Raw genomic sequence first — 26,958 nt, forward strand, 5'->3', positions numbered from 1 at the left:
AGGCTTTGCGGATGGTGTTCTAGAAGTCGATCTGCGCCCGCATCCCCAGCACATCGACGGAGTAATCGCGGTCACCCCCGGCTGCCGCGTGCACGGCATCGTTATAGTCCAGGCGAGCGTAATTGATCAGGAACCGAGTATAGTCGGTGGGCACCCATACGAGGCTCGCCATGTAGCCGTTCTGCGTGCCGCCAACGATCCCTGCGCCGGTATCGGTCAGGTCGAGATAGTCGTAACGCAGGTTGAGCTGGAACGCGCCCATGCCGCCCTCGTCCACGGGATTGGCGGGGCGAGTGCGGTTGAACGTGCCGCCACGATAGCCGCGGCTGTCGCCCTTCGTCAGAAACAGCCCGGCTTCGGCGTAGCCACCGAAGAAGTTGGCGTCTTCCATTCCGGCGACCATGTTGCTGCTCTGCCAGAACCCTTCGGCAACGGCATGGAACGGACCGGAAATGAAGGCCGCCTCGATGCCGGCACCGAACTCGCTTGTGGCGGGCAGGTTGCCGGTGTTGATGAAGCGTTCGCCGGTGAAGTGAACCAGCGGGCGCTGGCGGTAACGGACCGTGTCGCCCTCGGGTACGTCGGTGTAGTGCACGCTGGCGCCGAGGTGCAGCTGGTTGTCGCCGAATTCCGGCATGAAGACCACGCGGCCGTCGGCGCTCATCGCCTTGCCCGGCAGGTCGCCGATATTGTCGGAAAACAAGCCGCCCTGGATCAGCACGGTATCGCTCGGTTCGAGTTCGACCGACACGCCAAGGCGGCGCTCGAAACCGAAGGCATCGGTGAAGGAGGCGCGTTCGATGAAGGAAGACCAGCGGCTGCTGGTGAGTTCTTCCAGCGACTGGAAAGTGTTGTGCTGGCCGACGTTCACCGTCAGCGGACCGTCCTCGTAAGTCAGGATGGCGTCGGTTACTTCGACCTCGTTGCCGGCAACGTCGATCTCGAACTTGTAGCCGAAACCGCCCGGAATATCGCCTTCGACGCCGAGGCGTGCGCGGCGGATCTCGCTGTTGAAGCCATCTTCGCGGCCGGTCGAATCGGGCGCGTTGAAGCTGCCTGCATCAATGTTGAGTCGGCCACGGGGCTTGAATGACCAGCCGCCTTCGCCTTCGATCTCAGGCGCGCCGGCCCAGCTTATCTCGACCGGCGCGCCGGAAGTCACGCTTGGGGCAGGGCGCGCGGCTGCGGCTTCTTCGATGGAGGCCACTTGCGCTGCCATGGCCGCTTGCTGCGCGACTGATTCGCTCTGCTGAGCTTCGGCCTGTGCCTGTTCCGCTTCGAGCTCTCTGACGCGCTGGTTCAGCCGTGCGACTTCCGCGGCGAGAGCGGCAACCTGCTGTTCCAGCGAGGTTTCCTGCGCGAGCGCAGTTCCCGGAGTGAGCGCGGTCCCGGCGAGCAGGGCGACTGCGACAAGCTTTTTCATGACAATCTGGTTTCACTTTTGTGGCGAAGTTGTGTGCCCGCTATGACTGCATTGTGACGACTTTGTTACAAAGGGTGCATGAGGCGCTTGGCCTTGGAGAAAAGTCGTCGATAAATGCGGGTCGCCGAAGCGCGGCCCCTTAGTAAGGAAGCTTATTGCTCTTCGGGAACGAGCGGAAGGCGTACGGTCACCGTGGTGCCGTCGCCCAGCCTCGAGTCGATATCCAGCCGCCCACGGTGGCGCTCGACGATATGCTTGCAGATCGCCAGGCCAAGCCCGGTGCCGCCCTGTGCGCGGCTACGGCCGGGATCGGTGCGGTAGAACCTGCGCGTGAGGTGGGGCAGGTGTTCGGGCCCGATGCCCTCGCCATGATCGCGCACGGTCAGCACCGCCATGTCACGCTCGTCGGTACGGAGCGCGACTTCTACCGGTTCGCTGTCGCCGCCATACTTCAGAGCATTGTCGACAAGGTTGCGTACGAGCTGTTCAAGCTGGCGATGATCGCCGCGCACTTGCAGGCTGGCATCCGCGATATCGAAACGCACGCGATCGAAGCGCTCGTGGCCTGCGCCATCACGCGATGCTTGCTGCACCAGCGGCGCGAAGGCGAGCGGTTCGCGGGGCGTATCGTGCTTTTCCGCCTCGACCCGGCTCAGTGACATCAGGTCATCGACAAGTGTCTGCAGGCGCCGTGCTTCGCGCAATACGGTGGAATAGAACTTGTTGGCCTGCTTGGGATCGATGTCCTCGCCCTCGTCCTCAAGCGTTTCCATGTAGCCGATGATGGAAGCCAGCGGCGTGCGCAGTTCGTGGCTGGCATTGGCGACGAAATCGGTGTGCGCGCGGCTGACATCGGCTTCCGATGTCCGGTTGATCAGCTCGATCAGCGAATAGCGCTCGTCGATTTTCTGGCGTGTCATCTGCCAGTTGCTGCGCGGCCCGGTTAGACCCTGCACGATGATGCTGCCGCCTTCCGGCCGGGAAAGCAGGTCAACCGCGGCCGGGTGCCGCAAGGCGACGCGCGCATCCTGTCCGAGGATATGCTTGCCGATCGCCTCGCGGGCGTGGGCATTTGCGATGACGATACGGTTGCGGTCGATCAGCAGCAGGGGAAGGCCGGAATGCTCAATCAGGTCGCGCATTCCCGAACGCGTGATGTTGAGCGATTCCTGCGCGGATTCACGCGCCTCCGGCGGGGGAGGATTCACCAGCCAGAACGAGAGGATCCAGACCCCGACAAAAGCCAGCGAAACGCCGATACCGGCGCCCGAATATATCAGCACGCCGCCGCAAACGACGGCCAGCATGATCGCGGCAACTGGTATGCGTGACGCCTGCATGGCAGGCCTAATGGGCGAGTTTTGTGACAGTTTCCACCGCTAAGGTGAAATGATCCACGCACCGGAGCGATTGCATCGTGGTGGTGGTGACCCCTACGGGAATCGAACCCGTGTTTCAGCCGTGAAAGGGCCGCGTCCTAACCGCTAGACGAAGGGGCCAAGCCGATGCTTCGGCCAGCTTAGCGGCGCGAAATGTCGGGATAGCATTCCATCGCTGGTGACCCCTACGGGAATCGAACCCGTGTTTCAGCCGTGAAAGGGCCGCGTCCTAACCGCTAGACGAAGGGGCCACGTGCGATGGAGCGGCGCAATTAGGGGGATGGGGGCGCGTGGTCAAGCCCCACTTTCAACAATCTCGCGAACGTGCGGCTCAGTCGGCCCAGGCGGCGTCCTCAAGGTGCAGTTCCGCTGCCGGGCGGGCCCCCCAGTCGTCGATCTTTGCCCGGCCTGCCAGCCATAGCCTGCGCCCCTTTGCGCCGTGCAGGATCGACTGTCCCATTTCACTGTTTGCCGCGCGGAAAGCGATAGCCTTGAAACTGCGCCCGTCCTGCCCGGCGGCGATGATCCGCAGGTGATCGTTGCCCACCACGTCGGCCTTGACTACGTGCACCGGTCCTACGGCCACGCGCGGCCCCGGCCAGCCAACGCCGTAGGGGCCGGCCCCTTCGAGGGTTTCCACCAGGTCCGGTGTCAGTCCGCCCGGCGCGACGGATATGTCGAGCAGCATGGTCTGTTCCGCGCTGGCCCTAGCGACCTTGTCGGCCAGCTTCTCGTCCAGCCATTCGGAGAAAGCTTCAAGTTGTCCGGCTTCAACGGTCAGCCCTGCGGCCATGGCGTGGCCGCCGCCGGCCACCAGCAGACCCGCCTCGCGCGCGGCGATAATGGCAGCGCCAAGGTCCACACCGGCGATCGAGCGGCCCGAGCCCTTGCCCTGGCCGCTCTCCGCATCCAGCGCGATGGCAAGGCTGGGCTTGCCGGTCTTTTCCTTGATCCGTCCCGCGACGATGCCGATCACACCGGGATGCCACCCCTTCGCCGCAACGCATATCACGGCGCGGTTGTGCTGCGCGGCCAACTGGGCCTCCGCCTCTTCCTGCACCGCCGCCTCGATAGCGCGGCGCTCCTCGTTCAGTTGCGAAAGCTGCGCAGCGATCTCGCGCGCTTCGTCCGGGTCTTCCGTCGTCAGCAGGCGCACGCCCAGCGTTGCTTCGCCCACGCGGCCACCGGCGTTGATGCGCGGACCCAGTGCGAAGCCGCAGTCGCTGCACTTGGGCGCGGCTTTTAGCCGACTTGCATCGATCAGGGCAGCCATGCCGGTGTTGGCGCGCTTGCCCATCACTTTCAGGCCCTGCGCGACGAATGCGCGGTTGAGCCCGCGAATGGCGGCGACGTCCGCCACCGTGCCCAGCGCGACAAGGTCCAGCAGCGCCATCAGGTTCGGTTCGGGACGATCCTTGAAGTATTGCCGCTCTCGGAGTGTGCGCACGACAGCAACAGCGAGCAGGAAGGCCACGCCCACCGCGGCCAGATGTCCGTGCGAGGCTGCAAGGTCATTCTCGTCGAGACGGTTGGGATTGACTAGCGCGTAGGTGCGCGGAAGCTCGGGCGAACATTTGTGGTGGTCCACCACAATCACGTCGATCCCGGCGTCGTGCGCCATGCCGAGCGCCTCGTGCGCCATCGCGCCGCAGTCGACAGTGACGATCAGGCTGGAGCCGTCCTGTCCGATCTTCAGAAGCGCCTCGCCACTTGGGCCGTAGCCTTCCAGGAGGCGATCGGGAATGTAGTGCCGTGCATCGTGCCCCAGCATACGCAGGAGCCGGATCATCAGCGCGGAGCTGGTAGCACCATCTACGTCATAATCGCCGTATATCGTTACCGTCTCTTGCGAGATAACGGCGTCCGCAATGCGTTCTGCCGCACGCTCCATGTCGCTGAACTGGGAGGGGTCGGGCAGGAAGTCACGCAGCGAGGGCTGGCGATGCCGGTCAAGGTCTTCAGGAGAGACACCCCGAGAGAGAAGCAACTGCGTGCTAATGTCGTTGCCTAGCGCATTGACATCGCCATCCACCTGCATGTTGCCCCCGCGCCACTGCCAGCTCTTGCCGGAAAGGGAACGTTCGACACCGAGAATCGCAGATCGTGTGGCCATTGCGCCGATCTAGCCTGTTTGGCAGTCCACTCCAATCTGAAGGCTGTTGAACTCGACAGTAATGTTAATCGCGGCGATAGTCATGCACCCGGATTAGTGAGCAATTCCGGGACGATGCATTGTCGGGACTCGACCTGAAAACCTTTTGCCGTAGAAAATGCCAGCAGAACCAGCGGGGTAAAGACGATAGCCAGCGCCGAACGCCTTGATCAGGACAAGAGGACTTCGGCAGTCTCGCTGTTGTTCGCGCCCGGAAACCGGCCGCGTGCAGCCCACGTGCGCCGCCTCGCTGACACTGACGGACAATTCTCGATCAGCTTTGATCCCTCTGCCGAAGGCGGACAGGAGGAAGGCTGGCTGGAATTGCTGGCGAACGGGCTGACGTTCGATTGCACCGGCCTTGCCCCGCAGGTGGGGAGCGAAGTTCCCGATCTTGCCCATTCCTATGCTCTCCCTCCCGCTTTTTCTGCGGACGAACACCAGGCGATTTCGATCCGGCCCGGCCCCCATCTTTCCGCTGGCGGAGCGATGTTCCCCGTCGTGCGGACGCTGGCGATGATCGCGGCAAGCCTTGCTGCACTCGATGGTGTGCAAGCGGTCGCATGGCATCCCGCGCGCTGCGCCGTCGACGCGGGCTATTTCCGTCGCACCGTCTCGAACTGGATAGAGGGAGGGGTCTTCCCCGCTCTCGGCCTTGCTGCGCTGGCCAGCGACGGCAATGGCGGCGTGCGAAGCGAAGGACTGTCGCTGTTCACCGGGCAGGAACTTCACGTACGACCGGAAGTGGCGAACGACATGGCCGAAGGCTCGAAGATCGCGTTGCGGCTGCTCGATTGGCTGGTCGAAAACGGCCGGATCACCGAAAGTTTTTCGTTTACAGGGCCTTCGGGCGAAACATTACGACTTGAACCTGTGGATAACCTCGGCATTGTCGAAGTGTGGAGAGGGTCGCACTAAACCACCTTGCCCGCCGGGCAGAGGTGACGCGCGTCGTCGTGCGACGACCGAAGCTCTCGTTTCGCTCAGTGAACGTCAGGGGCAAGCCCGGTTATCTGCCTGACATGCAGCGCCATCATCTGTTGCCGCAGCAGTTGCTGGGCACGGCAGGCCTCGCGCAGATGCTCGATCATCTTGGCAGGGACCACGTGGGCTTCGACGATTTTCGCCGCAACGGCCTTTTGCTGCCCGCCAGCGAAACAGCGGCACTACGCGCAGGCATGCCGCTCCATCGCGGCCCGCACCGCCAGTACAACGTGATGGTCGCGGAGAGAGTAGGGCAGATCGAGCGGGAATGGGCGCAGCGGGCAGGGCGCTGCCCCCTTTCCGCGCGACGCGACGCGATCGATCGTCTCACTCTCCTGCAACGAGCCCTGCGGCGCCGGTTGCTCGACACCGCGCGCGACCGGTTGACGCTGTGCCGCAAGGATCCTTTCGTCAGCGAGCGGGATTTCAGCGAACTCGATGCTCTGGTCGACCAGCTGTGGCCAGCCACAATGCTCTAGTCACGGTTAGAACCGGGGCGTACCAGGGCCGTGCGCCGCGCCGTTGGCAGCCGAGAGAATCGCGCGAACGCTGGCAGTGGCCACGTCCTCGTCGATACCCACGCCCCAGCCGGTACGCCCGTCGGCCAGGGCCCACTCGATGTAAGCCGCAGCCCGCGCATCGACGCCTGTGCCCATCGCGTGTTCGGAATAGTCACAGACTTCGAAATCCAGGTCATAAGTGGCACGAATGGTGGAGAGCACCGAGGAAATAAGGCCCTTTCCGCGACCCGAAACCCGCTGCTCTTCGCCGTCCACTTCGATGGTGCCGCTGAAGACGCGATCCCCGTCAGCGGCGCGGGCTTCCTCGTAATCGATCAGGCGGAACTTGCGCTTGTCGACCTTCAGATAATAGGTCTGCTTGAAGCATTCCCAGATGTCTGCCGCGTTGATCTCGCGGCCCGTGTTGTCCGCCATGTATTGCACGTGCTTGGAGAAATCGGCCTGCAGCTTCTTGGGCAGTTTCAGCCCCTGCGTCTGTTGCAAGACCCAGGCGAAACCACCCTTGCCCGATTGCGAGTTGACGCGGATCACCGCCTCGTAATCACGGCCCAGGTCGGCCGGGTCGATGGGCAGGTAGGGAACGCGCCACTGCTCGTCGTTCTGCTGCTCGTGCGCTTCGAAGCCCTTCTTGATGGCATCCTGATGGCTGCCGGAGAAAGCCGTGAAAACGAGTTCGCCGCCATAGGGGTGGCGCTGGTGCACGGGCAATTCGTTGCAGTACTCCACCGTCTCGATCACCTTGTCGATGTCAGAGAAATCGAGACCGGGATCGACGCCCTGGGTGTACATGTTGAGCGCGACGGTCACGAGGCAGCAGTTGCCGGTGCGCTCGCCGTTGCCGAACAGGCAACCCTCGACCCGGTCCGCGCCTGCCATCATGCCAAGCTCCGCCGCCGCAACGCCGGTGCCGCGATCGTTGTGCGTGTGCAGGCTGATGACCGCCGCGTCGCGATTGGGCAGGTTGCGGCAGAAATACTCGATCTGGTCGGCGTAGATATTCGGCGTTGCCGCTTCCACGGTGGCAGGCAGGTTGAGAATGATCGGCCAGTCCTTCGTCGGGCCGACCACGTCCATCACGGCCTCGCAAACCTCGAGGCTGAAATCGAGTTCGGCGGTGGAGAACGTTTCGGGCGAATATTCGAACTGCCACTTCGTGTTCGGTCGTTTCGCCGCTTCGTCCACCAGCAGTTGCGCGCCCTCGACGGCGATCTGCTTAACTTCGTCCTTGCTCATGCGGAAGACGATATCGCGCCAGGCGGGGCTAACCGCGTTGTAGAGATGGACGATGGCCGAATGCGCGCCCTCGAGGCTTTCGAAACTGCGCTTGATGAGGTCTTCGCGCGACTGCGTGAGCACCTGTACCACCACGTCTTCGGGCACTTTGTCCGACTGCACGAGCCAGCTGATGAAATCGAACTCGGTCTGGCCCGCGGCGGGAAACCCGACTTCGATTTCCTTCACGCCCACTTCCACCAGCAGATCGAAGAAGCGCGTCTTCTTGGCGCGGTCCATTGGATCGATGATGGACTGGTTGCCATCGCGCAGATCCGTGGAGAGCCAGCGGGGCGGGGCGGTGATCGTGCGGCTGGGCCACTGCCGGTCCTGCAAGGGAACTTGGGGAAACGGGCGGTACTTGGCCGAGGGATCGGACAACATGGGCATTGTGAAAACAGCTTTCTTCGACTTTGCACCGCGCGGGTAACGACCGGTGCGAATTAATCAACCTGTGGTGGATTAGCCCTTAGGAGTGGTCCCAGCGCATCAGGCACGGGAAATGGCACGCCTAAGGGCGAGTAAGTCGAAGCAGGGATAGGCTGTAGGCCTGCGTCATGAAGGCCAGTCTTAAGGATGATTGGTTAACAGGTCCAGACACAATTGGGGCCGCAGGATCGAAAAGTCGGTCCTGCGGCCCCGGATTTACTTTCAACTGCAATCAGTTCTTTTCGAACGCTGCCGTGATTTCCAGCTCGACCTCGTCACCAAGGCCGAAGGGGATGCCCCAGCCAAGGTTCCATTCGGAACGCATGATGGTGGTCTCTGCGTGGAAGCCCACGGTTTCCTTCTGGTTCATGGCGTTGGTGCCCATGCCGGCGAGTTCGGCATCAAGGGTCACTTCTTTGGTTACGCCGTTGAATGTCAGGTTCCCGGTTATGTCCGCCTCGGTATCGCCGGTCGGCGTGACCGAGGTGGAAACGAAGCGGGCGGCTTCGGGGTTGGGGCCGAAGAAATCGGGATCGGCGCCGTCAGTCCCTGCGCGCAGCAGGTGATCCTTCAGGCCGGCGCTGGCCACGGTCACGTCAGCGATCGGAATGGACACGTCGACGCTGGAGTTGGCTAGGTTTGCCGTATCGAGTTCCAGCGTGCCAGTGATGTCACCGAAGATGCCAAAGTAATCATTGAAGCCGAGGTGATCGAGGCCCCAGACGACCAGGGTGTGAGCCGGGTCTGCGGAATAGCTGCCGGAGGTGATGGCGCTGGTATCCATCTCGCCGTCTTCGTGGTTATCAGCGTGGGCGCCGCTGATCGCGAAGGTCGAAATGGCTGCTGCGCCTGCAAGGGCCAGAATTGTCTTACGCATCAGAAATATCTCCCGGTGAATGGGTGAGGGGGTGCCACGCAAGATGGCGAGCCTGTTTGACAATGTCTACCGGGGTTTGCCTTTACGGGCCTAAAGTCCATCCTCTAGCGGCTTCGGCTGCCGCAGGATCGAAGCCAGCTTCTTTCCCTGCGCGAGTTCGTCGACCAGTTTGTCCATGTAACGCAGCTCCCGCATCAGCGGGTCCTCCACGTTCTCGACGCAAACGCCGCATACGACGCCGGTAACCAGCACCCTGTCAGGGTTGAGCGGCGCATCCTCGATGAAAGTGCGGCAATCGACCTGCGCCTCGATCTGGCGCTCGAGCAGGTCCTGCGAATAGCCGGTGAGCCAGCGCAGGACCGTGTCGAGCTCATCTTTCGAGCGCCCCTTTTTCTCGACCTTGTTGACGTAGACCGGGTAGATGCTCGCGAACGTCATCGAGAAGATGCGGTGCTCGGCCAAGAGTGATGCCTTAGTTCTTTTCCTTGTCCACCAGCTTGTTGGCGCTGATCCAAGGCATCATTGCGCGCAGCTGCGCACCGGTCTGCTCGATCGGGTGGGCCTCGGCGCGCTTGCGGGCAGCCTTCAGCTCGGGCTGGCCGGCGCGGTTGTCGAGCACAAAGTTCTTCACGAAACGGCCCGACTGGATATCGTCCAGCACGCGCTTCATCTCGGCCTTGGTTTCCTCGGTGATGATGCGCGGGCCGGTGGTGATGTCGCCGTATTCGGCGGTGTTGCTGATGGAGTAGCGCATGTTGGCGATGCCGCCTTCATACAGCAGATCCACGATCAGCTTGGTTTCGTGCAGGCACTCGAAATAGGCCATTTCGGGCGCGTAACCGGCTTCGGTCAGCGTTTCGAATCCGGCTTGGATCAGGTGAGTGATGCCGCCGCACAGCACGGCCTGCTCACCGAACAGGTCGGTCTCGCATTCCTCGCGGAAGTTGGTCTCGATAATGCCCGAGCGGCCTCCACCGACGCCGCTGGCATACGCGAGGGCAAGATCATGCGCGTTGCCGCTGGCATCCTGGTGGATCGCGATCAGGCAGGGCACGCCGCCGCCGCGCTGGTATTCGCTGCGAACCGTGTGACCGGGGCCCTTGGGTGCGATCATGATGACGTCGATGTCGTCGGGCGCCTCGATCAGGCCGAAATGGACGTTCAGGCCGTGGGCGAAGGCAAGGGCGGCGCCCGGCTTCATGTTGCCCTTGAGATCATTCTCCCAGATCGCGGCCTGGTGCTCGTCCGGCGCGAGGATCATGAGGATGTCGGCCTGCTCCGCTGCCTGCTTGTTCGAAAGCACTTCGAAACCGGCGGCTTCGGCCTTCTTCGCGGTGGCAGAACCTTCACGCAGGGCGATGGCGACGTTCTTCACGCCGGAATCGCGCAGGTTCTGGGCGTGGGCATGGCCCTGGCTGCCATACCCGAGAACAACGATCTTCTTGTCGGTGATCAGGTTGAGATCGGCATCGGCGTCGTAATAAACTTTCATGGTCCGTCCTGTTATTCTTCATGTGTTCGAATGGCGGGAGGCATAGGCTTCCCGGTGAATGATTGGAATGGGCGCGTCCTAGGCGCTCTCGCTGCCACGCATCATGCCGACGATGCCGGAGCGGCCGACCTCGACAAGACCAAGGCCGCGCATGAGCGCGATGAAGCTGTCGATCTTGTCCTTCGCGCCGGTCAGTTCGAAAACGAAGCTTTCCGTCGTTGTGTCGACCACGCTGGCGCGGAAGACGTCGGCGATGCGCAGTGCCTCCACCCGGTGCTCGCCCGTGCCTTTGACTTTCACCAGCGCCAGCTCACGCTCCACGTGCGGGCCTTCCTCGGTGAGGTCGGTCACGCGGTGGACGGGCACCAGCCGTTCAAGCTGTGCCATGATCTGGTCGATCACCTGCGGCGGGCCGCCGGTGACGATGGTGATGCGGCTGATGGCGTGGTCTTCGGAAATATCCGCCACGGTCAGGCTGTCGATGTTGTAGCCGCGCGCGGTGAACAGGCCGGTGATCTTGGCGAGGATGCCCGGTTCGTTGTCCACCACCACGGTCAGCACGTGGCGCTCGGCTGCGCGATGTTCGATCTTCATGTCGCGTGTTTCCTTACACCAGGGCCTTGGCTTCGTCGGCCATGGTCCCGCCGTGCTGATCGCCATAAAGCAGCATTTCAGTATGTGCCGCGCCCGATGGAATCATCGGGAAGCAGTTCGCGTCCTTCGACACCTGGCAGTCGACGATCACCGGCCCGTCATGCTCCAGCATGGCACGAATGCCGTCTTCTAGTTCGTGCTCGCCGGTGATGCGAATTCCCTTCCAGCCATAGCTTTCGGCCAGCTTCACGAAGTCGGGCAGGCTGTCCGAATAGCTGTTCGAATAGCGGCTTTCGTAGGTCAGTTCCTGCCACTGGCGAACCATGCCCATGTATTCGTTGTTGAGGATGAACACCTTCACCGGAAGGCGGAACTGGCTGGCGGTGCCCAGTTCCTGGATGTTCATCTGGATGCTGGCCTCGCCCGCAATGTCGATCACGAGACTGTCCGGATTGCCCAGCTGCGCGCCGATGGCGGCGGGAAGGCCATAGCCCATCGTGCCGAGGCCACCGCTGGTTAGCCACTTGTTCGGCCCCATGAAGCCGAAATACTGTGCCGCCCACATCTGGTGCTGACCCACTTCGGTAGTGATGATGGGGTCGCGGTCCCTAGTCATGGCGAACAGCGTCTCGACCGCCTTCTGCGGCATCAATGCCTCACCCTTTTCCGGATAGGCGAGACTGTCGCGCGCTTTCCAGCCGGTGACGCGGGCTTTCCATTCGCCAAGGTCCTTCGCCTTGCGGCTGCCCCAGCACTCGATCATCTGTTCCAGCACCGTGCCGCAATCGCCGACGATGCCGAGGTCGACAGGCACCACCTTGTTGATGCTGGCCCGGTCGATATCGATGTGGATCTTTTTCGAGTCCGGCGAGAATGCATCGAGGCGGCCCGTCACGCGGTCATCGAAACGCGCGCCGACGCAGACCATCACGTCGCACTGATTCATCGCCATGTTGGCTTCATAGGTGCCGTGCATTCCCAGCATCCCGAGCCAATCCTGGTGGTCGGCGGGGAATGCGCCGAGACCCATCAGCGTGCTGGTGAGCGGCGCGCCCGTCAGTTTCTGGAACCTGCGCAGCGCCTCGGATGCATCCGGACCGGAATTGATGACGCCGCCGCCGGTATAGAGCACGGGACGCTCGGCATTGGCTATCAATTCAACAGCCTCGGCAATTTCCTCCGGTGAGGCGACCGTGCGCGGCTGGTAGCGCTTCTTACGTTCGGCTGCGCCTGCGGGCATTTCTGCCGTGGCGATCTGCACATTCTTGGGAACGTCGATGACGACAGGGCCGGGGCGACCGGTGGAGGCGATCTCGAATGCTTCCTCGATCGTGGCGGCAAGGTCAGCCGGATCGCGGACGAGGTAGTTATGCTTCGTGCAATGCCGCGTCAGGCCGACCGTATCGGCTTCCTGGAAGGCATCGGTGCCGATCAGGTTCGTGGGCACCTGCCCGGTGATCACGACCAGCGGGATGGAATCGAGAAAGGCGTCGGCAATGCCGGTGATGGCATTGGTTGCACCGGGCCCGGAGGTGACGAGGACCACGCCGGGCTTGCCGGTGGAACGGGCATAGCCTTCCGCCGCATGCGCCGCGCCGGCCTCGTGCCGTACGAGGATATGGCGGATACGCTGGTCCGAAAACAATTCGTCGTAAATAGGCAGCACTGCGCCGCCGGGATAGCCGAACACGAATTCGACACCCTGCCGCACCAGGCTTTCGACCAGTATCGCAGCGCCGCTGCGTTCATCCGACACGTTACTCTCCTTGCATGATCCATGCGATCCCGGCTCGCCGGAAAAGATTGACCCGGCACAATCGCTTGCGCCGGGTCATCCTCTCCTACTCACCGAGGGCGTCACTATTGGGAATATTCTGTCTTGTCAACCGCTATCTGGAAAACAATATTTCAAATTGCTTCTCCAAATCGACATTTTCGGGCGAGAGACGGGTCCATTCTTCCGGCGGCTGGTGGCGCAGCCATGTGTACTGCCGCTTTGCATAGTTGCGCGTGACCTGCTGTCCGAGCGCGATCGCCTCGTCCCGTGTGGGTTCGCCGCGCAGGTAAGAGGCGATCTGCGGCACGCCGATCGCGCGCATCACCGGCAGATCTTCGGGAAGGTCTCGCGCGAGCAGGCGCTCGACTTCCTCGACCGCACCGTTCTCCATCATCAGGGCGAAGCGCCTGTCGCACCTTTCGTAAAGCCACTCGCGATCCGGCAGCAGCACCAGCGGGGCGAGGGTTATGGCATTGCCGATGCCGCCGACCTTCTTCTCCTGCCACCCGTGCAAGGGCCTGCCGGTGGAGCGGACGACCTCAAGGGCGCGGGCGAGGCGCTGCGTATCGCCGGCGTTTAGTCTCGCCGCTGCTGCGGGGTCTTCTGCCTGCACCGCCTGATAGAGAGCAGGAGCATCCAGAGAACGGACCTCGGCCCGGATGGCTTCGTCGATAGCGGGGATGGGTGCGATGCCCTCCAGCAAGGTGCGGATGTAAAGACCCGTGCCGCCAACGAGAATCGGCACCATTTCGGCAAGGTGGGCATTTTCTATCTCGCGCTTTGCGGCTTCGGCCCAGTCGGCGGCAGAGCAGGGCTGCGCGCCGTCCCATGCGCCGAAAAGGCGATGCGGCACGCCGCGCATGTCGTCCTCGCTCGGTCGCGCGCTCAGAACCTGCAGATCGGCATAGACCTGCGCGCTGTCGGCGTTGATGACGAGTGCCGGGCGGCCCGCATTTTCCAGAGCCAGGGCGAGGTCCACGGCCAGATCGCTCTTGCCGCTGGCGGTCGGCCCTGCAATGAGCGCCACCTGTTTCTTATCTGGAGTTGCCGACTTGCTCATTGCCCGGCTGATAGCAGACCCCGCCACACTGGAAAGTCGCCTCGACGCGATGACCGTTGCGCTTTCCGGCACGTCCGTGCCTGTGGCCCATGCCGCAATGCTCGATTTCTGCGGCGACGTGTTGCAGATCGAAACGCCCGGCGATGACCTTGCGGCGTTGCGCGATGCCATCGACACGCATTTCGCCCCCAGCGACGCGATCATCGCCCGTGATGCCTTTCGCGTGCCGGAGCTGTTTATCTCGGACATGGACTCCACGATGATTGGCCAGGAATGCATCGACGAGCTGGCCGATTTCGCCGACCTTAAAGCGCAGGTCGCCGACATTACCGAACGCGCCATGCAGGGCGAACTCGATTTCGAAAGCGCCCTGCGCGAACGCGTGGCCCTGCTGGAAGGGCTAGGCGAAGATGCGATCACACGCTGCCTCGACGAACGAATCCGACCGAACGAGGGCGCGCGGGTTCTGGTCGAGACGCTAAAGGCGCAAGGCTGCCGCACGGTGCTGGTGACGGGCGGCTTCCATCATTTCGCTGACGTCGTGGCCGATCAGATCGGGTTCGAGCGGGTTGTCGGCAACAGGCTGGAAGTCGTCGCCGGGAAACTGACCGGCGGCCTCGTCGGCGGCATCACCGACAGTTCCACCAAGAAAGCCGTCCTTGAAGAAGAAATGGCCCGATTGGGCGACGATGCTGTGGGCATGGCGGCGGGCGATGGTGCAAACGACATCCCGATGATCGAGGCTGCCGCGTTCGGTATCGCCTATCGCGCCAAGCCGAAAGCGCGCGCGGCGGCCAATGGCTGGGTCGACCGCGGGGACCTGACTGCGCTGCTGAAACTGCTGGAAGTCCCCGAGAAGGACTGGGTGGCCTAAAGCCAGCTGGAAATCTGCTCCAACGGCTTCTTCTTCAGGGCGTGGCCGGGAACGGTGGCATCCTCGGCGGGATGACCCACCACGACGATCATCAGCGGTTTTTCATTCGAAGGGCGCCCGCACAAATCGCGCAGGAAACCCATCGGTGACGGCGTGTGCGTCAGCGTGGCGAGTCCCGCTTCGTGCAGCGTGGCAATCAGCAGTCCGCAGGCAATGCCGACGCTTTCGTTGACGTAGTAGTTCTGGGTCTGCCCGTCCTCCTCGATCCCGCCGGTGCGCTGCGCGAAGCACGCAATCAGCCACGGTGCGGTTTCGAGGAACGGCTTGCTGGCATCGGTGCCGATCGGGGCGAGGGCGTCCAGCCACTCCTCGCTCGCCTTGGGCTTGTCGCCTTCATCGCCGTAGAAGCGGCGCTCTTCGGCTTCGGCGGCTTCGCGGATGGCGCGCTTCTTTTCCGCCGAACCGATGACGGCGAAGTGCCACGGCTGGTGATTGGCACCACTTGGCGCGGTGCCTGCGGCGCGGATGGCATATTCGATCACTTCGCGCGGAATTGGCGCATCCGCGAAGGCGCGACAGGAGCGGCGCGTTCTCAGCTTCTCGAACGCATCGCGCGCCCGCGCAAGCCGCTCTTCATCCGAGAGGTGGGGCAGGCTCGGAAAAGGCCGGTGTGTGTCGCTCAACGCAATTCCTTGCGGATCACGAGTTTCAGGCCGGACCATACCTCGTCCACGGCGCATTTCTTGGTGTCGACGAAACCGAGATCCAGGCCGGCAGCGCGTACGTCATGCTCGTCGATCGTGCCTTCCGCTCCCGACCCTTTCTTGGGCCAGCTGACCCAGACCTGGCCATCGCTGACCAGGGCTGCGCGCAGTCTTGATAGAATGCCCGCCAATGCTTCGCGCTCGGTCACGAAGATGTGCGCGGCATCCACGCCTTCCTCCGGCTCCGCAACGAAGATCAGGTCGAGCGCGTATTCGGCGATCTCCTCCTCCACGCTATCGGGCATCCCCCAGAACCACGCCCGCTGACCGTCGCGAAGGTTCAGCTTCTTCGCGAGAGGCGTATCGGAATAGCCGCCGGAGATGTCAGAGGGCATCAGCCCTCCATCCATTCCTTGAAGAAGCTGCGATGCGCGGTGCGCATGTCGTCCAGCGAAACGCCGAGCAGGCTGTCGCCGCCAGTCTTTCCCAGACGGCGGAATCCGACGCGGGCCTGGTCCTCGTCCTCGGTGCCCTTCGCCAGCGCCTCGTTCAGCGCCTGCGGATCGGGAACGGTGACGACGTAGCGGCCCTGGTCCTCGCCGAACCACCACTGCGCAGCGGTGTATCGCTCGTTCTGCTCGACCTCGGCGCCGATGCCGCTCGCCATGGCCATTTCCGCAAGCGCCACGGCAAGGCCGCCGTCGGATACGTCGTGAACCGCACTCACCAGCCCATCTGCGATCAGCTGGCGCACGATCTTTCCTGCGGCTTTTTCCAGCGTCAGGTCGACAGGCGGTGTGCGGCCCTCGTCGCGGCCATGCACCACGCTGAGCCACAGCGACTTGCCGAGGTGCGAGCGTTCGGGATCGGGCGTGGCCCAGGCCTCTGCGCCGATCAGGTAGATCGTCTCGCCCTCGGCCTTGAAGCCCATGGTCATCATCGTGTCGTAATCGTCGATGATACCCACGCCGCCGATGGCGGGTGTCGGAAGGATCGCAGACCCGCCTCCAGTTGCCTTGCTCTCGTTGTAGAGAGAGACGTTGCCCGACACGATCGGGAAATCGAGCTCGCGGCAGGCCTCGCCCATGCCGTCCAGTGCGTGGACGAACTGGGCCATGATCTCGGGCCGCTGCGGGTTGGCGAAGTTGAGGCAGTTGGTAACGGCCAGCGGACGCGCGCCCACGGCGCACAGGTTGCGATAAGCCTCGGCAATCGCCTGCTTCCCGCCCTCGTAGGGGTTCGCATAAACGTAACGCGGCGTGCAGTCGGTGCTGATCGCCAGCGCCTTCTTCGTGCCGTGCACGCGCACCACGCCCGCATCGCCGCCGGTCTGCAGGGTATCCGCGCCCACCTGGCTGTCGTACTGCTCCGAAATCCACGCCTTGGAAGCGAGGTTTGGGGAGGCCAGCAGCTCGAGCAGGTCCTTGCCCGGATTACCGCTGTCGGGGCGCGCGACCATCGGCTCGATACCGGCCCACTGCGCGTATTCCTCTTTCGAGAGATAAGGACGATCATATTCCGGCGCGTCGGCGGCAAGCGGGCCGAGCGGAATGTCGCAGACGACCTCCCCATCGAATTCGAGCACCATGTGGCGGGTGTCGGTGACTTCGCCGATCACCGCGAAATCCAGTTCCCACTTCTCGAAAATGGCGGCGGCCATTTCTTCCTTGCCGGGCTTAAGTACCATGAGCATGCGCTCCTGGCTCTCGCTGAGCATCATCTCGTAAGGTGTCATGCCTTCCTCGCGGCAGGGCACCTTGTTCATGTCGAGCCGGATGCCCGCCTTGCCGTTGGTAGCCATTTCCACGCTGGAGGAAGTGAGGCCGGCCGCGCCCATGTCCTGGATGGCGACGATGGCGTCGGTCGCCATCAGTTCGAGACACGCCTCGATCAGCAGCTTCTCGGTGAAGGGATCGCCCACCTGCACCGTGGGGCGCTTTTCTTCTGCATCCTCGCCGAAGTCGGCGCTGGCCATCGTCGCGCCATGAATGCCGTCGCGCCCGGTCTTGGAGCCGACGTAAACGATGGGATTACCAACGCCCGTGGCGGCGGAGTAGAAGATCTTGTCCGCATCGGCGACGCCAACAGTCATGGCGTTCACGAGGATATTGCCGTCGTAGGCCGGGTGAAAGTTCGTCTCGCCAGCCACGGTGGGCACCCCCACGCAGTTGCCGTAGCCGCCGATACCCGCAACGACGCCCTGCACCAGGTGCTTCATCTTCGGATGGTCGGGACGGCCGAAACGCAGCGCGTTGGCGTTGGCCACCGGCCGGGCACCCATGGTGAACACGTCGCGCAGGATTCCGCCGACGCCCGTCGCCGCGCCCTGGTAGGGCTCGATGTAGCTGGGGTGGTTGTGGCTCTCCATCTTGAAGATGGCCGCCTGACCATCGCCGATGTCGATCACGCCCGCGTTCTCGCCGGGGCCACAGATTACCCACGGTGCCTCGGTCGGCAGCTTCTTCAGGTGAAGGCGGCTGGACTTGTAGGAGCAGTGCTCGCTCCACATGACCGAAAAGATGCCCAGTTCCACAAGGTTGGGCTCACGGCCAAGAGCGTGCAGGACGCGCTCGTATTCTTCCTCGGACAGCCCGTGCTGGGCGACGACTTCTGCGGTAATCTCTGACATGGGCAGCGCCTTAGCCCCGGCGTCCACGCTTCGCCAGTCCCCTGATCGCCAATTTTACCCAGATTAGCGCGTAGGGATCAGCCGGCGAACCGCAGCGTGGCCCAGGTTGCCACGCTGGCAGCAATGGCCGTGGCGAAGGCACCCCAGGCGATGTCGATCAGCGAAAGGTGGGTGGACCACACCTTCATCACGGCTTGGCTGGTAAGGTCGAACGTGGCGTAGCACAGACCCCCCAGCAGCGCACCGTTGAGCAAGGCCGTGCCCACGCTGCCCGCCTCTATCCCCGGCTTCACCGCGAACCACACCGTCCCGGCAATATATATGAGATAGAAAGCGATCGCCGCGCCCATGCGAAACTCGTCTGCGAGAATGGAGCCGATCACCGGGCGATAGAGATTATCCGCCGCCCAGCGCAGGTAAACCGCGTCCAGCGCACCGAAAGCCAATGCAGCGGCGATATAGGCGATAATCCACTTCATTACGGCTCTCCTGCTCCTCGCACAGCTTGACCCTGCGCCTTGCCACCGTCAATGGTCCCCCGCATGGCAGACAGTGGTCCCGACATTTCGGCGATGAGTTTCGAAGAGGCGCTCCGTAGCCTCGAGGACGTGGTGCGCAGGCTTGAAGGCGGCGAAGTGCCGCTGGACGAGAGCATCGCGCTCTATGAACGCGGCGAGGCTTTGCGCCGCCATTGCCAGGCGCGGCTCGACGCGGCGCAGGAGCGGATAGAGAAGATCGTTGCCGGTCCCGATGGCAAGCCAACGGGCACCGCGCCCTTCGACGCAGGGTAACGGCAATGGGGCTGGTGATGGCGGACGATGTTCTCGGCAGGGGGCTCCAGCGCATTCAGCGCGAGGTGGATGCCTGTTTCGACCAGCTGCTGCCGGTGCCCGGCGATGCCCGCGCGCCGCTGGTGGAAGCCATGCGCTATGCCGTGATCGACGGCGGCAAGCGGGTGCGCCCGATGCTGCTGGCGACGGTGGCAGAGATGTACGGTGCCAGCCGCGATGCCGCCGTGCGGGCAGGCTGCGCGATTGAGGCGATCCACGTCTATTCGCTGATCCACGACGACCTTCCGTGCATGGACGATGACGACCTGCGCCACGGCAAGCCCACGCTGCACAAGCAGTATGACGAGGCGACCGCCGTGCTGGCGGGCGACTCGCTGCACGCGCTGGCGTTCGAAATCCTCGGCGGAACGCTGGTCAGCACCGATCCCTTCATTCGGGCAGAGCTTGTCCACGCGCTTGCAAGTGCCAGCGGGCACAACGGCATGGCCGGCGGGCAGGTGATGGACATGGCGGCGGAGAAGGAACAGTTCGACCTGCACGGCGTCACCCGCCTGCAACAGCTCAAGACTGGCGCGCTGCTGGGCGCGGCTGTCGAGATGGGCGCGATCCTGGCGAAAGTGCCGGAAGACGCGCGCGGCCACCTGCGCAATTACGCCCGCGATATCGGCCTCGCCTTCCAGATCGCGGACGACCTGCTGGACGAGGAAGGCGACGAGGAGAAAGCCGGAAAGGCGCTGCGCAAGGATGCGGGGCAGGGCAAGGCGACCTTCGTTTCGCTGATGGGCGCAGAAGGTGCGCGGACGCAAGCGCACGCATTGGCAGAGCAGGCCATTGGCCATCTTTCCGGGCACGGCGATGAAGCGGACCTCCTGCGGGCGCTCGCGCGGTTTATCGTAGAGAGAGATCGTTGAAGGCGGCCTGGTTCCTTGTGTTCATTCTATGCGGCTGCGCCAACCATGAACGTGAGAGACGCCTTCAAGAAACACTGATTACGGAAGCGGGCATGCCTGAATGCAGCAATGCCGAAATCGAGATCGTTGAGCGTATTCCTGGAGGTGGAGCTGACGGTTCAGGACTTAGTTTGGAAATACAAACATCGCCAGACTGCATCAATCGTTGGACACGAAACCTAAGATCTGACGAGCGTTTCTCTCAGGGGTTTGAACATGGCGGCTTTATGCGTGGCAATGCCGGATGTGGGGAAGAGGTTATTATGATACGTCGGCATGGAGATACGATGGTGCGAGTAGGTCTAATTTCAGAATTCGGAGCCAATTTCCGAGAGTGTCATGACTGAACGCATCGGCCTTTACCCCGGCACCTTCGATCCCTGCACGCTGGGCCATGCCGATATCATCCGGCGCGGTGCCAAGCTGGTGGACCGGCTGGTGATCGGCGTCACCACCAACCCCAGCAAGAACCCCATGTTCACGCCGGACGAGCGGATGGACATGATGAAGTCCGAGATCAAGCGGCTCGGCCTCAACAATGTCGAGATTCGCGGGTTCGATGCATTGCTGATGAAGTTCGCCAGCCACGTCGGCGCCAGCGTGATCATTCGCGGCCTGCGCGCCGTCGCGGATTTCGAATACGAGTACCAGATGGCGGGCATGAACCAGCAGATCGACGATTCCATCGAAACCGTCTTCCTGATGGCCGATATCTCGCTGCAACCCATCGCCAGCAAGCTGGTGAAGGAAATCGCACTTTACGGCGGCGACATCGCGCCGTTCGTCAGCCCGGCGATCAAGGAGCACGTGGAGAAGCGCGTGGAGGAAATCGGACGGCGCGGCGAACTGTAGAGGGCCGCGCTACCATTATGTTCATTGAACTGTCAGCCCCCAGCCGATAGGGCTGCATCCCAATTCACCTTTCACTTTCGGACGGGACCATGATCCGCCACTTCGCGCTGACGGCCATCGCTGCCGCTTTCACCTTCTCCGCCGCTCCTGCCGCCGCGCAGGACATGTCGCTCACGCCGGCTGTGGAGAATGTCGAGTCCACCAACGAGCAGACCCGGCAGCTTCCGATCCGCGTCAATTTCGACATGCAGGAAGACCGCGAGAACATCCTCCTGCTCGACCTGTCGACCGGAGAGCGCGTGGCGATACGGCTGGTGCCCGAATGGGCGCCCAATCACGTGGAGCGGATCAAGATGCTGGCCCGCGACGGGTTCTACAACGGCGTGCCGTTCCACCGCGTGATCGACGGCTTCATGGCGCAGACCGGTGACCCGACCGGCACCGGGCAGGGCGGCTCCACGCTTCCCGACCTGGAGGAAGAATTTAACATGCTGCCGCACGTGCGCGGCACCGTCTCCATGGCCCGCGCTGATTCAGAAGACAGCGCGAACAGCCAGTTCTTCATCGTATTCTATCCGCGCTTCGCGCTGGATCGCCGCTACACCAATTTCGGCCGCGTGATCAACAACATGGCCGCCGTCGACGCCATCCAGCGGGGCGAGCCGCCCAGCAACCCCACGCGCATCCTGCAGGCGAGCATCGCGGCGGACAACGTGCCGCAGGTGATGCCCTCGCAGGCGCCGCAGCGCGAAGAGCGCATCACGCTCGACATGCTCAACGCCGCCGGCAACGAGTAAGCCTGCTGGCCCATGCGGGTTGACCTCTTCGATTTCGACCTGCCGCAGGAACTGATCGCGCTGCGCCCGGCGCGGCCGCGCGATGCTGCGCGTATGCTGGTCGTGAATGGGGACGAGCCGTTTGCAGATTGCGGCGTGCTGGATTTGCCCCGTCTGCTGCGCGCGGGCGATGTGCTGGTCTTCAACGATACCCGCGTCATCCCCGCCCAGCTTGAAGGGCGGCGCGGCGAAGCGCGCATCGGCGCGACGCTGCACAAAAGGCTGGACCTGCGCCGCTGGCAGGCTTTCATCCGCAATGCCAAGCGCCTGAAGTCCGGCGATCGCATCGAGTTCGGCGCGGATGTTTCTGCCTTGGCGGAGGAGCGTCATGACGACGGCAGTTTCACCCTGGCCTTTGAAGGGGAGGAACCTGTCGAGGTCCTGCTGGAGCGGGCCGGGCGAATGCCACTGCCGCCCTATATCGCAGGCAAGCGGGATATCGACGCGCAGGACCGCGAAGACTACCAGACCATGTTCGCGCGGGAGGATGGCGCCGTTGCCGCCCCCACGGCCGCGCTGCATTTCACTGACCGGCTGACCGCCGCGTTGGACGAGGCCCGGATCGGTCGCGAGACGCTGACCCTGCATGTCGGTGCAGGCACCTTCCTGCCGGTGAAGGCGGAGGATACCGACGACCACCAGATGCACGCCGAGTTCGGCACCATTTCGGCCGAAACCGCAGATCGCCTCAACGCGGCGCGCGCGGCCGGTGGCCGGGTGATCGCGGTAGGCACTACCAGCCTCCGACTGCTGGAAAGCGCGACCGGGGAGGACGGCGTGATCCGCCCGTTCTCGGACGATACGTCCATTTTCATCACGCCGGGGTACAAGTTCCGCGCCGTGGACGGGCTGATGACCAACTTCCACCTGCCCAAGTCCACGCTCATGATGCTCGTCTCCGCCCTGATGGGCACCGAGCGGATGCAGGAAGTCTACGTCCACGCCATCGCGGAAGGATACCGGTTCTACAGCTACGGCGATTCCAGCCTGCTCATCCCCCAGGTGTAGCTTGTAATTCCCGATTGCCGCCCCACAAGGGCTTTCATGTCCGAACCGATTCTCGACATTCGCGGCCTGGAGAAGACCTACAAGGGCGGCGTGAAGGCGCTTGACGGCGTTGATCTCACTATCAAACGCGGCGAAATCTTCGCGCTGCTGGGGCCAAACGGGGCGGGCAAGACGACGCTGATCGGCTCCGTCTGTGGCATGGTGCGTCCCACCGGCGGCTCGATCACGGCGTTCGGCATGGACCTGGCAAAGCATTGGAAGCAGGTGCGCCGCGATATCGGGCTGGTGCCGCAGGAACTCAGCTTCGACATGTTCGACAAGGTCATCCGCCAGGTGCGCTATTCGCGCGGCATGTTCGGTTGCGCGCCCGACGAGAAGCGCATCGAGGAAGTGCTGCGCAGCCTCAGCCTGTGGGACAAGCGCGACGCCGCCATTCGCGAACTGTCCGGCGGGATGAAACGCCGCGTGATGATCGCCAAGGCGCTGGCGCACGATCCGCAGCTGCTCTTCCTCGATGAACCGACCGCCGGCGTGGACGTGGAACTGCGGCGCGACATGTGGCGCCAGATCGATGCCCTGCGCGAGCGCGGGACCACGATCATCCTCACCACGCATTATATCGAGGAGGCCGAGGAAATGGCCGACCGGGTGGGCGTGATCAACAAGGGGCGCATCCTGCTGGTGGACGAGAAGGACGCCATCATGGCCAAGCTCGGCCGCACGGAGGCGCATTTCACTTTCGACGCGCCGCTGGCCGAAATCCCCGCCTCGCTCTCCGATTATCCCGTGCACCTGGAACGGGGCGGCACATGCCTTGTCTATCGCGGCGGCGACGGCACCGGGCAGGGCAAGCGCGACGTGGCGGAGATTGCCCACACGATGACGCGCGAGGGCATCGTGTTCACCGGGATGGAAACCCGCGAGAGCACGCTGGAGGACATCTTCGTCGACCTTCTGAACGAGCCGGAGGTAACGGCATGACTTTCAACGCCCGCGGTGCCTTTGCCATTTTCGAGAACGAACTGATGCGCATGTTCCGCACGGCTTTCGGCTCCATCGCTTCGCCGGTCATCACCACGTCGCTTTACCTCGTGGTGTTTGGCGCGGCGATCGGCAGCCGCATGGAGCTGCCCGGCGGCACGGACTACGCCAGCTTCATCGTGCCCGGCCTCTTGATGCTGACGCTGCTGACGGAAAGCACCAGCAACGCCAGTTTCGGCATCTACATGCCCAAGTTCACCGGCGCGATCTACGAGCTGCTGTCTGCGCCTGTCGGCGTGGCGGAGACACTGATTGGCTTCGTCGGCGCGGCAGCCGTGAAGTCGCTGATCCTCGCGGTGGTGATCCTCGGCACGGCGGCGCTGATCGTGGATTACCAGTTACAACACCCGGTCTACGCCTTCTTCTATATCCTGCTGGTGGCAGCCACGTTTTCGCTGCTCGGTTTCATCATCGGCCTGTGGGCGGACGGGTTCGAGAAGCTGCAGATCGTGCCGCTGCTCATCATCATGCCGCTCACCTTCCTTGGCGGCACCTTCTATTCGCTGGACATGCTGGGTGAACCTTGGCGCTCGATCGCCATGGTCAACCCGGTTGTCTATCTGGTGAACGGCCTTCGCTGGACCTTTCTTGGCCAGTCGGACTTTCCGATTGCCATTTCGCTGGCTGCGACGCTTGGCTTCCTGCTGGTGTGCATCGGCATCATTGCGTGGATCTTCAAGACAGGCTGGCGATTGCGCGAATGACGCGCTAGCGGGGTGCAGTCATGACGAAACTGCCTCTTCTCGCCATTCCCGCCCTCCTGCTTTCCGCCCCTGCCGCAGCCGAGCTTCCCCAAGCCGCGCGCACGATGATCGAGGCCGCCATCGCCAGCGGTGATGCCGAACGGGTGGAGGCCGTGGTCGCCACCGCCCGCGCTGCCTTTCCCGACGACGCGGGCGAAATCGACGCAATCTGGAGCCAGTACCGAGCCGAGCAGGCGGAGATCGCCGCTGCGCAAGCCGCGCAGGAAGAGGCCGAACTTCGCCAGGCGGGTCTGTTCGAGAACTGGAACGGGGAAGGGCAGATCGGTGCATTCCAGTCCAGCGGCAACACAGATGAATTCGGCGTCACCGCAGCGCTTGCGCTGGAGCGCGAAGGCATCGATTGGGAGCATCGCCTGCGCCTGACCGCAGACTATCGCCGCCTGAACGGCGCGACCTCGCGCGAGCAGTTCCTGGCCCGCTACGAACCGCGCTACCAGATCAACGAACGCCTCTTCGCCTATGGCCTTGCCCAGTACGAACGTGACCGGCGGCAGGGCTATTCCGCGCGCTATGCGCTGTCTGGCGGCATCGGTTACAAGGTGATCGACGAGGAGAACATGGAGCTGTCGATCAAGGCAGGCCCGGCCTATCGCGTCACCAATTTCACCGATGGCACCAGCGCTAGCCGCCTCGCGGGCCTGTTCGGCGCGGATTTCGCCTGGGATATTTCCGACAACCTCAAGTTCACGCAGGACGCCAGTTCCACGGTTGAAACCGGCGGCCAGGCGCTGGTGATCGTTGATAGCACCAACACCAGCATAGCCGCCACCACGGGGCTCGAAGCCGGGCTGACCGATGCCCTGAGCACCCGCCTTTCGTGGACCATCGAATACGACAGCAACCCGCCCGCAGGCGCGGTGAAGACCGACACGCTGTCCCGCTTCACGCTCGTCTATGGCTTCTGAGCGCCCCCGCTTCGCATTCACCGTTCACGCTACGGACGGCAAGGCGCGCACCGGAGAGATCGCCATGCGGCGTGGCACCATCCGTACGCCTGCCTTCATGCCGGTGGGCACTGCGGCGACGGTCAAGGCCATGAGGGTGGAGGACGTGCGCGCCACCGGGGCCGACATCATCCTCGGCAATACCTATCACCTCATGCTGCGCCCCGGCGCCGAGCGCGTAGCAAGGCTGGGCGGGTTGCATGAGTTCATGCGCTGGGACCGCCCGATACTCACCGATAGCGGCGGTTATCAGGTGATGAGCCTTTCTGAACTTCGCAAGTTAACCGAGGAAGGTGTCGAATTCCGCAGTCACATCGACGGCTCGAAGCACATGCTCAGTCCAGAGCGTTCGATGGAAATCCAGCGCCTGCTCGGCAGTGATATCGTGATGTGTTTCGACGAATGCCCGCGCGCCGACCGCCCGGTGGCGGAGATCGAGGCGAGCATGGAGCTTTCCATGCGCTGGGCGAAACGCAGTCGCGACGCTTTCGATGCAGGCGGCGAACATGCAACCGACAGCGCCCTGTTCGGTATCCAGCAGGGTGCGCTGGACCAGAGCCTGCGGGCACGGTCCGCCGAGGCGCTGCGCGAGATTGGTTTCGACGGCTATGCCATCGGCGGGCTCGCCGTCGGGGAAGGGCAGGAGGCCATGTTCGGCGTGCTCGACTATGCGCCCGGACAGTTGCCGGACAATGCGCCGCGTTACCTCATGGGGGTCGGCAAGCCCGACGATCTGGTCGGCGCGGTGGAGCGCGGGGTCGACATGTTCGACTGCGTGCTGCCCACCCGTTCCGGCCGCAACGGGCAGGCCTTCACCTGGAACGGCCCGATCAACCTCCGCAATGCCCGCCACGCCGAGGACAGCGGCCCTCTGGACGAACGCTGCACCTGTCCCACCTGTGCGAAATATTCACGCGCCTACCTGCACCACCTGCAGAAATCGGGCGAGATGCTGGGCGCGATGCTCGTCACCGAACACAACCTCTCGTTCTACCAGCAATTGATGCAGGCGATGCGTGATGCCATCGCAAACGGGAATTTCGCCCGTTTTGCGGACAGTTTCCGGCATGACTACCTTGCGACGCGCTAAGTGCCGCGGTCGCGGTGTCCGCCCTTGTGCTTTCTGCATCGCCTGCGGCCATACAGAGCGAGGATAGCGGAGCCGTTGCAGCGGTATTTGGCGTGCGGCCCTATCTTCTCGAGATCAGCTTCTCACCCTCGGGCAAAACGATCGCCTGCATCTCGCCGGGATCGCAAGTGCCGAGAAGTTTGGTCGCTGGTTTCGCTGGCGATACGACGCCGTGAGCGGTGGCGTTCCAATGCGACGAGCAGACGATGAATGCTTCATCGGCCGACAGCCGGCGGATTTAATCTCCGGGCCAGGCCTTGCTGCGCATCTGCAGAATGGTGCCGCGATAGGCGACGAACTGTCCGGCCTGGTCAAGGAAACCGGCGCCCAGCCTCTGAGCGTGGGTCTGCGCCATGGCAAGCGTATCGTACCACTTGCCGCGGCGTTTGGGGGTGATGAAACGATACTGTGTCATGGCTACGACTGAATTCGCGAAAGCCCCGCCGGTTCCTGCCAAGACGTTGAACCGAAACAAA

27 protein-coding genes and 2 tRNA genes are annotated in these 26,958 nt (G+C 63.2%); 12 read left to right on the forward strand and 17 right to left on the reverse strand.

Annotated elements, in window-relative coordinates; all coding sequences use genetic code 11:
* Nucleotides 1–19: 19 nt before the first annotated feature.
* The 5 genes from D4Q51_RS14145 to recJ all read right to left on the reverse strand — a co-directional run bounded on the left by D4Q51_RS14145 (nucleotide 20) and on the right by recJ (nucleotide 4,915).
* Complete coding sequence (locus tag D4Q51_RS14145; protein WP_120078467.1) at nucleotides 20–1,423, reverse strand: OprO/OprP family phosphate-selective porin; 1,404 nt, start codon at nucleotides 1,421–1,423, stop codon at nucleotides 20–22.
* A gap of 152 nt (nucleotides 1,424–1,575) precedes the next feature.
* Nucleotides 1,576–2,763, reverse strand: a complete 1,188-nt coding sequence (locus tag D4Q51_RS14150; RefSeq protein WP_120078468.1) for a sensor histidine kinase — start codon at nucleotides 2,761–2,763, stop codon at nucleotides 1,576–1,578.
* Nucleotides 2,764–2,847: 84 nt separating this feature from the next.
* Nucleotides 2,848–2,922: transfer RNA gene (locus D4Q51_RS14155), tRNA-Glu, on the reverse strand.
* A gap of 56 nt (nucleotides 2,923–2,978) precedes the next feature.
* Nucleotides 2,979–3,053, reverse strand: a tRNA-Glu gene (locus D4Q51_RS14160).
* Between the two features lie 80 nt (nucleotides 3,054–3,133).
* Complete coding sequence (gene recJ / locus D4Q51_RS14165) at nucleotides 3,134–4,915, reverse strand: single-stranded-DNA-specific exonuclease RecJ (RefSeq protein WP_120078469.1); 1,782 nt, start codon at nucleotides 4,913–4,915, stop codon at nucleotides 3,134–3,136.
* A 276-nt stretch (nucleotides 4,916–5,191) separates the two neighbouring features.
* On the opposite strand from recJ, the gene D4Q51_RS14170 reads away from it, so the two are divergent.
* Both D4Q51_RS14170 and D4Q51_RS14175 read left to right on the forward strand, forming a co-directional pair.
* Entirely contained in the window at nucleotides 5,192–5,872 is a 681-nt protein-coding gene (locus D4Q51_RS14170; RefSeq protein WP_162925344.1) for a hypothetical protein, read from the forward strand.
* Between the two features lie 23 nt (nucleotides 5,873–5,895).
* Nucleotides 5,896–6,417 (forward strand): AHH domain-containing protein, encoded by a 522-nt coding sequence (locus D4Q51_RS14175; protein WP_240624756.1) that lies wholly within the window; start codon nucleotides 5,896–5,898, stop codon nucleotides 6,415–6,417.
* Nucleotides 6,418–6,423: 6 nt separating this feature from the next.
* On the opposite strand, the gene leuA is transcribed toward D4Q51_RS14175, so the two are convergent.
* From leuA to miaA, 7 genes are all read right to left on the reverse strand, one after another.
* Entirely contained in the window at nucleotides 6,424–8,121 is a 1,698-nt protein-coding gene (gene leuA, locus D4Q51_RS14180; RefSeq protein WP_120078472.1) for a 2-isopropylmalate synthase, read from the reverse strand.
* A gap of 271 nt (nucleotides 8,122–8,392) precedes the next feature.
* Nucleotides 8,393–9,037 carry a YceI family protein gene (locus D4Q51_RS14185; protein ID WP_120078473.1) on the reverse strand — a complete coding sequence of 215 codons (645 nt, stop codon included), beginning with the start codon at nucleotides 9,035–9,037 and terminating at the stop codon, nucleotides 8,393–8,395.
* Between the two features lie 90 nt (nucleotides 9,038–9,127).
* Entirely contained in the window at nucleotides 9,128–9,499 is a 372-nt protein-coding gene (locus tag D4Q51_RS14190; protein ID WP_120078474.1) for a DUF2200 family protein, read from the reverse strand.
* Between the two features lie 10 nt (nucleotides 9,500–9,509).
* The gene (ilvC, locus tag D4Q51_RS14195; protein ID WP_120078475.1) at nucleotides 9,510–10,529 is read right to left on the reverse strand and encodes a ketol-acid reductoisomerase; all 1,020 of its coding nucleotides are present in this window, start codon (nucleotides 10,527–10,529) and stop codon (nucleotides 9,510–9,512) included.
* Nucleotides 10,530–10,607: 78 nt separating this feature from the next.
* Complete coding sequence (ilvN, locus tag D4Q51_RS14200) at nucleotides 10,608–11,123, reverse strand: acetolactate synthase small subunit (protein ID WP_120078476.1); 516 nt, start codon at nucleotides 11,121–11,123, stop codon at nucleotides 10,608–10,610.
* Between the two features lie 13 nt (nucleotides 11,124–11,136).
* The gene (gene ilvB, locus D4Q51_RS14205; RefSeq protein ID WP_120078477.1) at nucleotides 11,137–12,879 is read right to left on the reverse strand and encodes a biosynthetic-type acetolactate synthase large subunit; all 1,743 of its coding nucleotides are present in this window, start codon (nucleotides 12,877–12,879) and stop codon (nucleotides 11,137–11,139) included.
* A 133-nt stretch (nucleotides 12,880–13,012) separates the two neighbouring features.
* Nucleotides 13,013–13,960, reverse strand: a complete 948-nt coding sequence (gene miaA / locus D4Q51_RS14210; protein ID WP_120078776.1) for a tRNA (adenosine(37)-N6)-dimethylallyltransferase MiaA — start codon at nucleotides 13,958–13,960, stop codon at nucleotides 13,013–13,015.
* Between miaA and serB the strand changes: the two genes are divergently transcribed.
* The gene (gene serB / locus D4Q51_RS14215) at nucleotides 13,953–14,834 is read left to right on the forward strand and encodes a phosphoserine phosphatase SerB (RefSeq protein WP_120078478.1); all 882 of its coding nucleotides are present in this window, start codon (nucleotides 13,953–13,955) and stop codon (nucleotides 14,832–14,834) included. The genes miaA and serB overlap by 8 nt on opposite strands.
* On the opposite strand, the gene D4Q51_RS14220 is transcribed toward serB, so the two are convergent.
* The 4 genes from D4Q51_RS14220 to D4Q51_RS14235 all read right to left on the reverse strand — a co-directional run bounded on the left by D4Q51_RS14220 (nucleotide 14,831) and on the right by D4Q51_RS14235 (nucleotide 18,646).
* A complete protein-coding gene (locus D4Q51_RS14220; protein ID WP_240624757.1) occupies nucleotides 14,831–15,517 on the reverse strand; it encodes a nitroreductase family protein in 687 nt (228 codons plus the stop codon). The genes serB and D4Q51_RS14220 overlap by 4 nt on opposite strands.
* Nucleotides 15,514–15,933 carry a DUF3052 family protein gene (locus D4Q51_RS14225; RefSeq protein WP_240624759.1) on the reverse strand — a complete coding sequence of 140 codons (420 nt, stop codon included), beginning with the start codon at nucleotides 15,931–15,933 and terminating at the stop codon, nucleotides 15,514–15,516. The genes D4Q51_RS14220 and D4Q51_RS14225 overlap by 4 nt, the downstream gene beginning before the upstream one ends.
* Nucleotides 15,933–18,167, reverse strand: coding sequence for a phosphoribosylformylglycinamidine synthase subunit PurL (gene purL / locus D4Q51_RS14230; RefSeq protein WP_120078480.1), 2,235 nt, complete (start codon nucleotides 18,165–18,167; stop codon nucleotides 15,933–15,935). Before purL ends, D4Q51_RS14225 begins: the two co-directional genes overlap by 1 nt.
* A gap of 77 nt (nucleotides 18,168–18,244) precedes the next feature.
* Nucleotides 18,245–18,646 carry a DUF2177 family protein gene (locus D4Q51_RS14235; RefSeq protein ID WP_120078481.1) on the reverse strand — a complete coding sequence of 134 codons (402 nt, stop codon included), beginning with the start codon at nucleotides 18,644–18,646 and terminating at the stop codon, nucleotides 18,245–18,247.
* Nucleotides 18,647–18,709: 63 nt separating this feature from the next.
* Between D4Q51_RS14235 and D4Q51_RS14240 the strand changes: the two genes are divergently transcribed.
* The 9 genes from D4Q51_RS14240 (at nucleotide 18,710) to tgt (ending at nucleotide 26,443) form a co-directional block, all read left to right on the forward strand.
* Nucleotides 18,710–18,958 (forward strand): exodeoxyribonuclease VII small subunit, encoded by a 249-nt coding sequence (locus D4Q51_RS14240; protein WP_120078778.1) that lies wholly within the window; start codon nucleotides 18,710–18,712, stop codon nucleotides 18,956–18,958.
* Between the two features lie 5 nt (nucleotides 18,959–18,963).
* Entirely contained in the window at nucleotides 18,964–19,869 is a 906-nt protein-coding gene (locus D4Q51_RS14245; protein ID WP_120078482.1) for a polyprenyl synthetase family protein, read from the forward strand.
* A gap of 378 nt (nucleotides 19,870–20,247) precedes the next feature.
* On the forward strand, nucleotides 20,248–20,760 hold the full coding sequence (coaD, locus tag D4Q51_RS14250) for a pantetheine-phosphate adenylyltransferase (RefSeq protein ID WP_120078483.1): 513 nt from the start codon (nucleotides 20,248–20,250) through the stop codon (nucleotides 20,758–20,760).
* An 89-nt stretch (nucleotides 20,761–20,849) separates the two neighbouring features.
* Nucleotides 20,850–21,557 carry a peptidylprolyl isomerase gene (locus tag D4Q51_RS14255; protein ID WP_120078484.1) on the forward strand — a complete coding sequence of 236 codons (708 nt, stop codon included), beginning with the start codon at nucleotides 20,850–20,852 and terminating at the stop codon, nucleotides 21,555–21,557.
* A gap of 12 nt (nucleotides 21,558–21,569) precedes the next feature.
* Nucleotides 21,570–22,604 (forward strand): tRNA preQ1(34) S-adenosylmethionine ribosyltransferase-isomerase QueA, encoded by a 1,035-nt coding sequence (queA, locus tag D4Q51_RS14260; protein WP_120078485.1) that lies wholly within the window; start codon nucleotides 21,570–21,572, stop codon nucleotides 22,602–22,604.
* Between the two features lie 36 nt (nucleotides 22,605–22,640).
* Nucleotides 22,641–23,585, forward strand: a complete 945-nt coding sequence (locus D4Q51_RS14265; protein WP_120078486.1) for an ABC transporter ATP-binding protein — start codon at nucleotides 22,641–22,643, stop codon at nucleotides 23,583–23,585.
* Nucleotides 23,582–24,349 (forward strand): ABC transporter permease, encoded by a 768-nt coding sequence (locus tag D4Q51_RS14270; RefSeq protein ID WP_120078487.1) that lies wholly within the window; start codon nucleotides 23,582–23,584, stop codon nucleotides 24,347–24,349. Before D4Q51_RS14265 ends, D4Q51_RS14270 begins: the two co-directional genes overlap by 4 nt.
* 20 nt (nucleotides 24,350–24,369) lie before the next feature.
* The gene (locus D4Q51_RS14275) at nucleotides 24,370–25,314 is read left to right on the forward strand and encodes a DUF481 domain-containing protein (RefSeq protein ID WP_120078488.1); all 945 of its coding nucleotides are present in this window, start codon (nucleotides 24,370–24,372) and stop codon (nucleotides 25,312–25,314) included.
* On the forward strand, nucleotides 25,304–26,443 hold the full coding sequence (tgt, locus tag D4Q51_RS14280; RefSeq protein ID WP_120078489.1) for a tRNA guanosine(34) transglycosylase Tgt: 1,140 nt from the start codon (nucleotides 25,304–25,306) through the stop codon (nucleotides 26,441–26,443). Before D4Q51_RS14275 ends, tgt begins: the two co-directional genes overlap by 11 nt.
* Nucleotides 26,444–26,720: 277 nt before the next feature.
* On the opposite strand, the gene D4Q51_RS15805 is transcribed toward tgt, so the two are convergent.
* Nucleotides 26,721–26,897: a hypothetical protein gene (locus tag D4Q51_RS15805; RefSeq protein WP_162925345.1), complete on the reverse strand. Its 177-nt coding sequence runs from the start codon at nucleotides 26,895–26,897 to the stop codon at nucleotides 26,721–26,723.
* Nucleotides 26,898–26,958: the final 61 nt, after the last annotated feature.

The sequence above is a fragment of the Aurantiacibacter odishensis genome (assembly GCF_003605195.1).
GTDB lineage: Bacteria > Pseudomonadota > Alphaproteobacteria > Sphingomonadales > Sphingomonadaceae > Alteraurantiacibacter > Alteraurantiacibacter odishensis.

Bases quoted from the DNA above. Each gene is read 5' to 3' on its own strand.
- D4Q51_RS14145 (WP_120078467.1), bottom strand. From the start codon at position 1,423: ATGAAAAAGCTTGTCGCAGTCGCCCTGCTCGCCGGGACCGCGCTCACT.
- D4Q51_RS14150 (WP_120078468.1), bottom strand. From the start codon at position 2,763: ATGCAGGCGTCACGCATACCAGTTGCCGCGATCATGCTGGCCGTCGTT.
- recJ (WP_120078469.1), bottom strand. From the start codon at position 4,915: ATGGCCACACGATCTGCGATTCTCGGTGTCGAACGTTCCCTTTCCGGC.
- leuA (WP_120078472.1), bottom strand. From the start codon at position 8,121: ATGCCCATGTTGTCCGATCCCTCGGCCAAGTACCGCCCGTTTCCCCAA.
- D4Q51_RS14185 (WP_120078473.1), bottom strand. From the start codon at position 9,037: ATGCGTAAGACAATTCTGGCCCTTGCAGGCGCAGCAGCCATTTCGACC.
- ilvC (WP_120078475.1), bottom strand. From the start codon at position 10,529: ATGAAAGTTTATTACGACGCCGATGCCGATCTCAACCTGATCACCGAC.
- ilvN (WP_120078476.1), bottom strand. From the start codon at position 11,123: ATGAAGATCGAACATCGCGCAGCCGAGCGCCACGTGCTGACCGTGGTG.
- miaA (WP_120078776.1), bottom strand. From the start codon at position 13,960: ATGAGCAAGTCGGCAACTCCAGATAAGAAACAGGTGGCGCTCATTGCA.
- D4Q51_RS14225 (WP_240624759.1), bottom strand. From the start codon at position 15,933: ATGCCCTCTGACATCTCCGGCGGCTATTCCGATACGCCTCTCGCGAAG.
- purL (WP_120078480.1), bottom strand. From the start codon at position 18,167: ATGTCAGAGATTACCGCAGAAGTCGTCGCCCAGCACGGGCTGTCCGAG.
- D4Q51_RS14235 (WP_120078481.1), bottom strand. From the start codon at position 18,646: ATGAAGTGGATTATCGCCTATATCGCCGCTGCATTGGCTTTCGGTGCG.
- D4Q51_RS14240 (WP_120078778.1), top strand. From the start codon at position 18,710: ATGGCAGACAGTGGTCCCGACATTTCGGCGATGAGTTTCGAAGAGGCG.
- D4Q51_RS14245 (WP_120078482.1), top strand. From the start codon at position 18,964: ATGGGGCTGGTGATGGCGGACGATGTTCTCGGCAGGGGGCTCCAGCGC.
- coaD (WP_120078483.1), top strand. From the start codon at position 20,248: ATGACTGAACGCATCGGCCTTTACCCCGGCACCTTCGATCCCTGCACG.
- D4Q51_RS14255 (WP_120078484.1), top strand. From the start codon at position 20,850: ATGATCCGCCACTTCGCGCTGACGGCCATCGCTGCCGCTTTCACCTTC.
- queA (WP_120078485.1), top strand. From the start codon at position 21,570: ATGCGGGTTGACCTCTTCGATTTCGACCTGCCGCAGGAACTGATCGCG.
- D4Q51_RS14265 (WP_120078486.1), top strand. From the start codon at position 22,641: ATGTCCGAACCGATTCTCGACATTCGCGGCCTGGAGAAGACCTACAAG.
- D4Q51_RS14270 (WP_120078487.1), top strand. From the start codon at position 23,582: ATGACTTTCAACGCCCGCGGTGCCTTTGCCATTTTCGAGAACGAACTG.
- D4Q51_RS14275 (WP_120078488.1), top strand. From the start codon at position 24,370: ATGACGAAACTGCCTCTTCTCGCCATTCCCGCCCTCCTGCTTTCCGCC.
- tgt (WP_120078489.1), top strand. From the start codon at position 25,304: ATGGCTTCTGAGCGCCCCCGCTTCGCATTCACCGTTCACGCTACGGAC.
- D4Q51_RS15805 (WP_162925345.1), bottom strand. From the start codon at position 26,897: ATGACACAGTATCGTTTCATCACCCCCAAACGCCGCGGCAAGTGGTAC.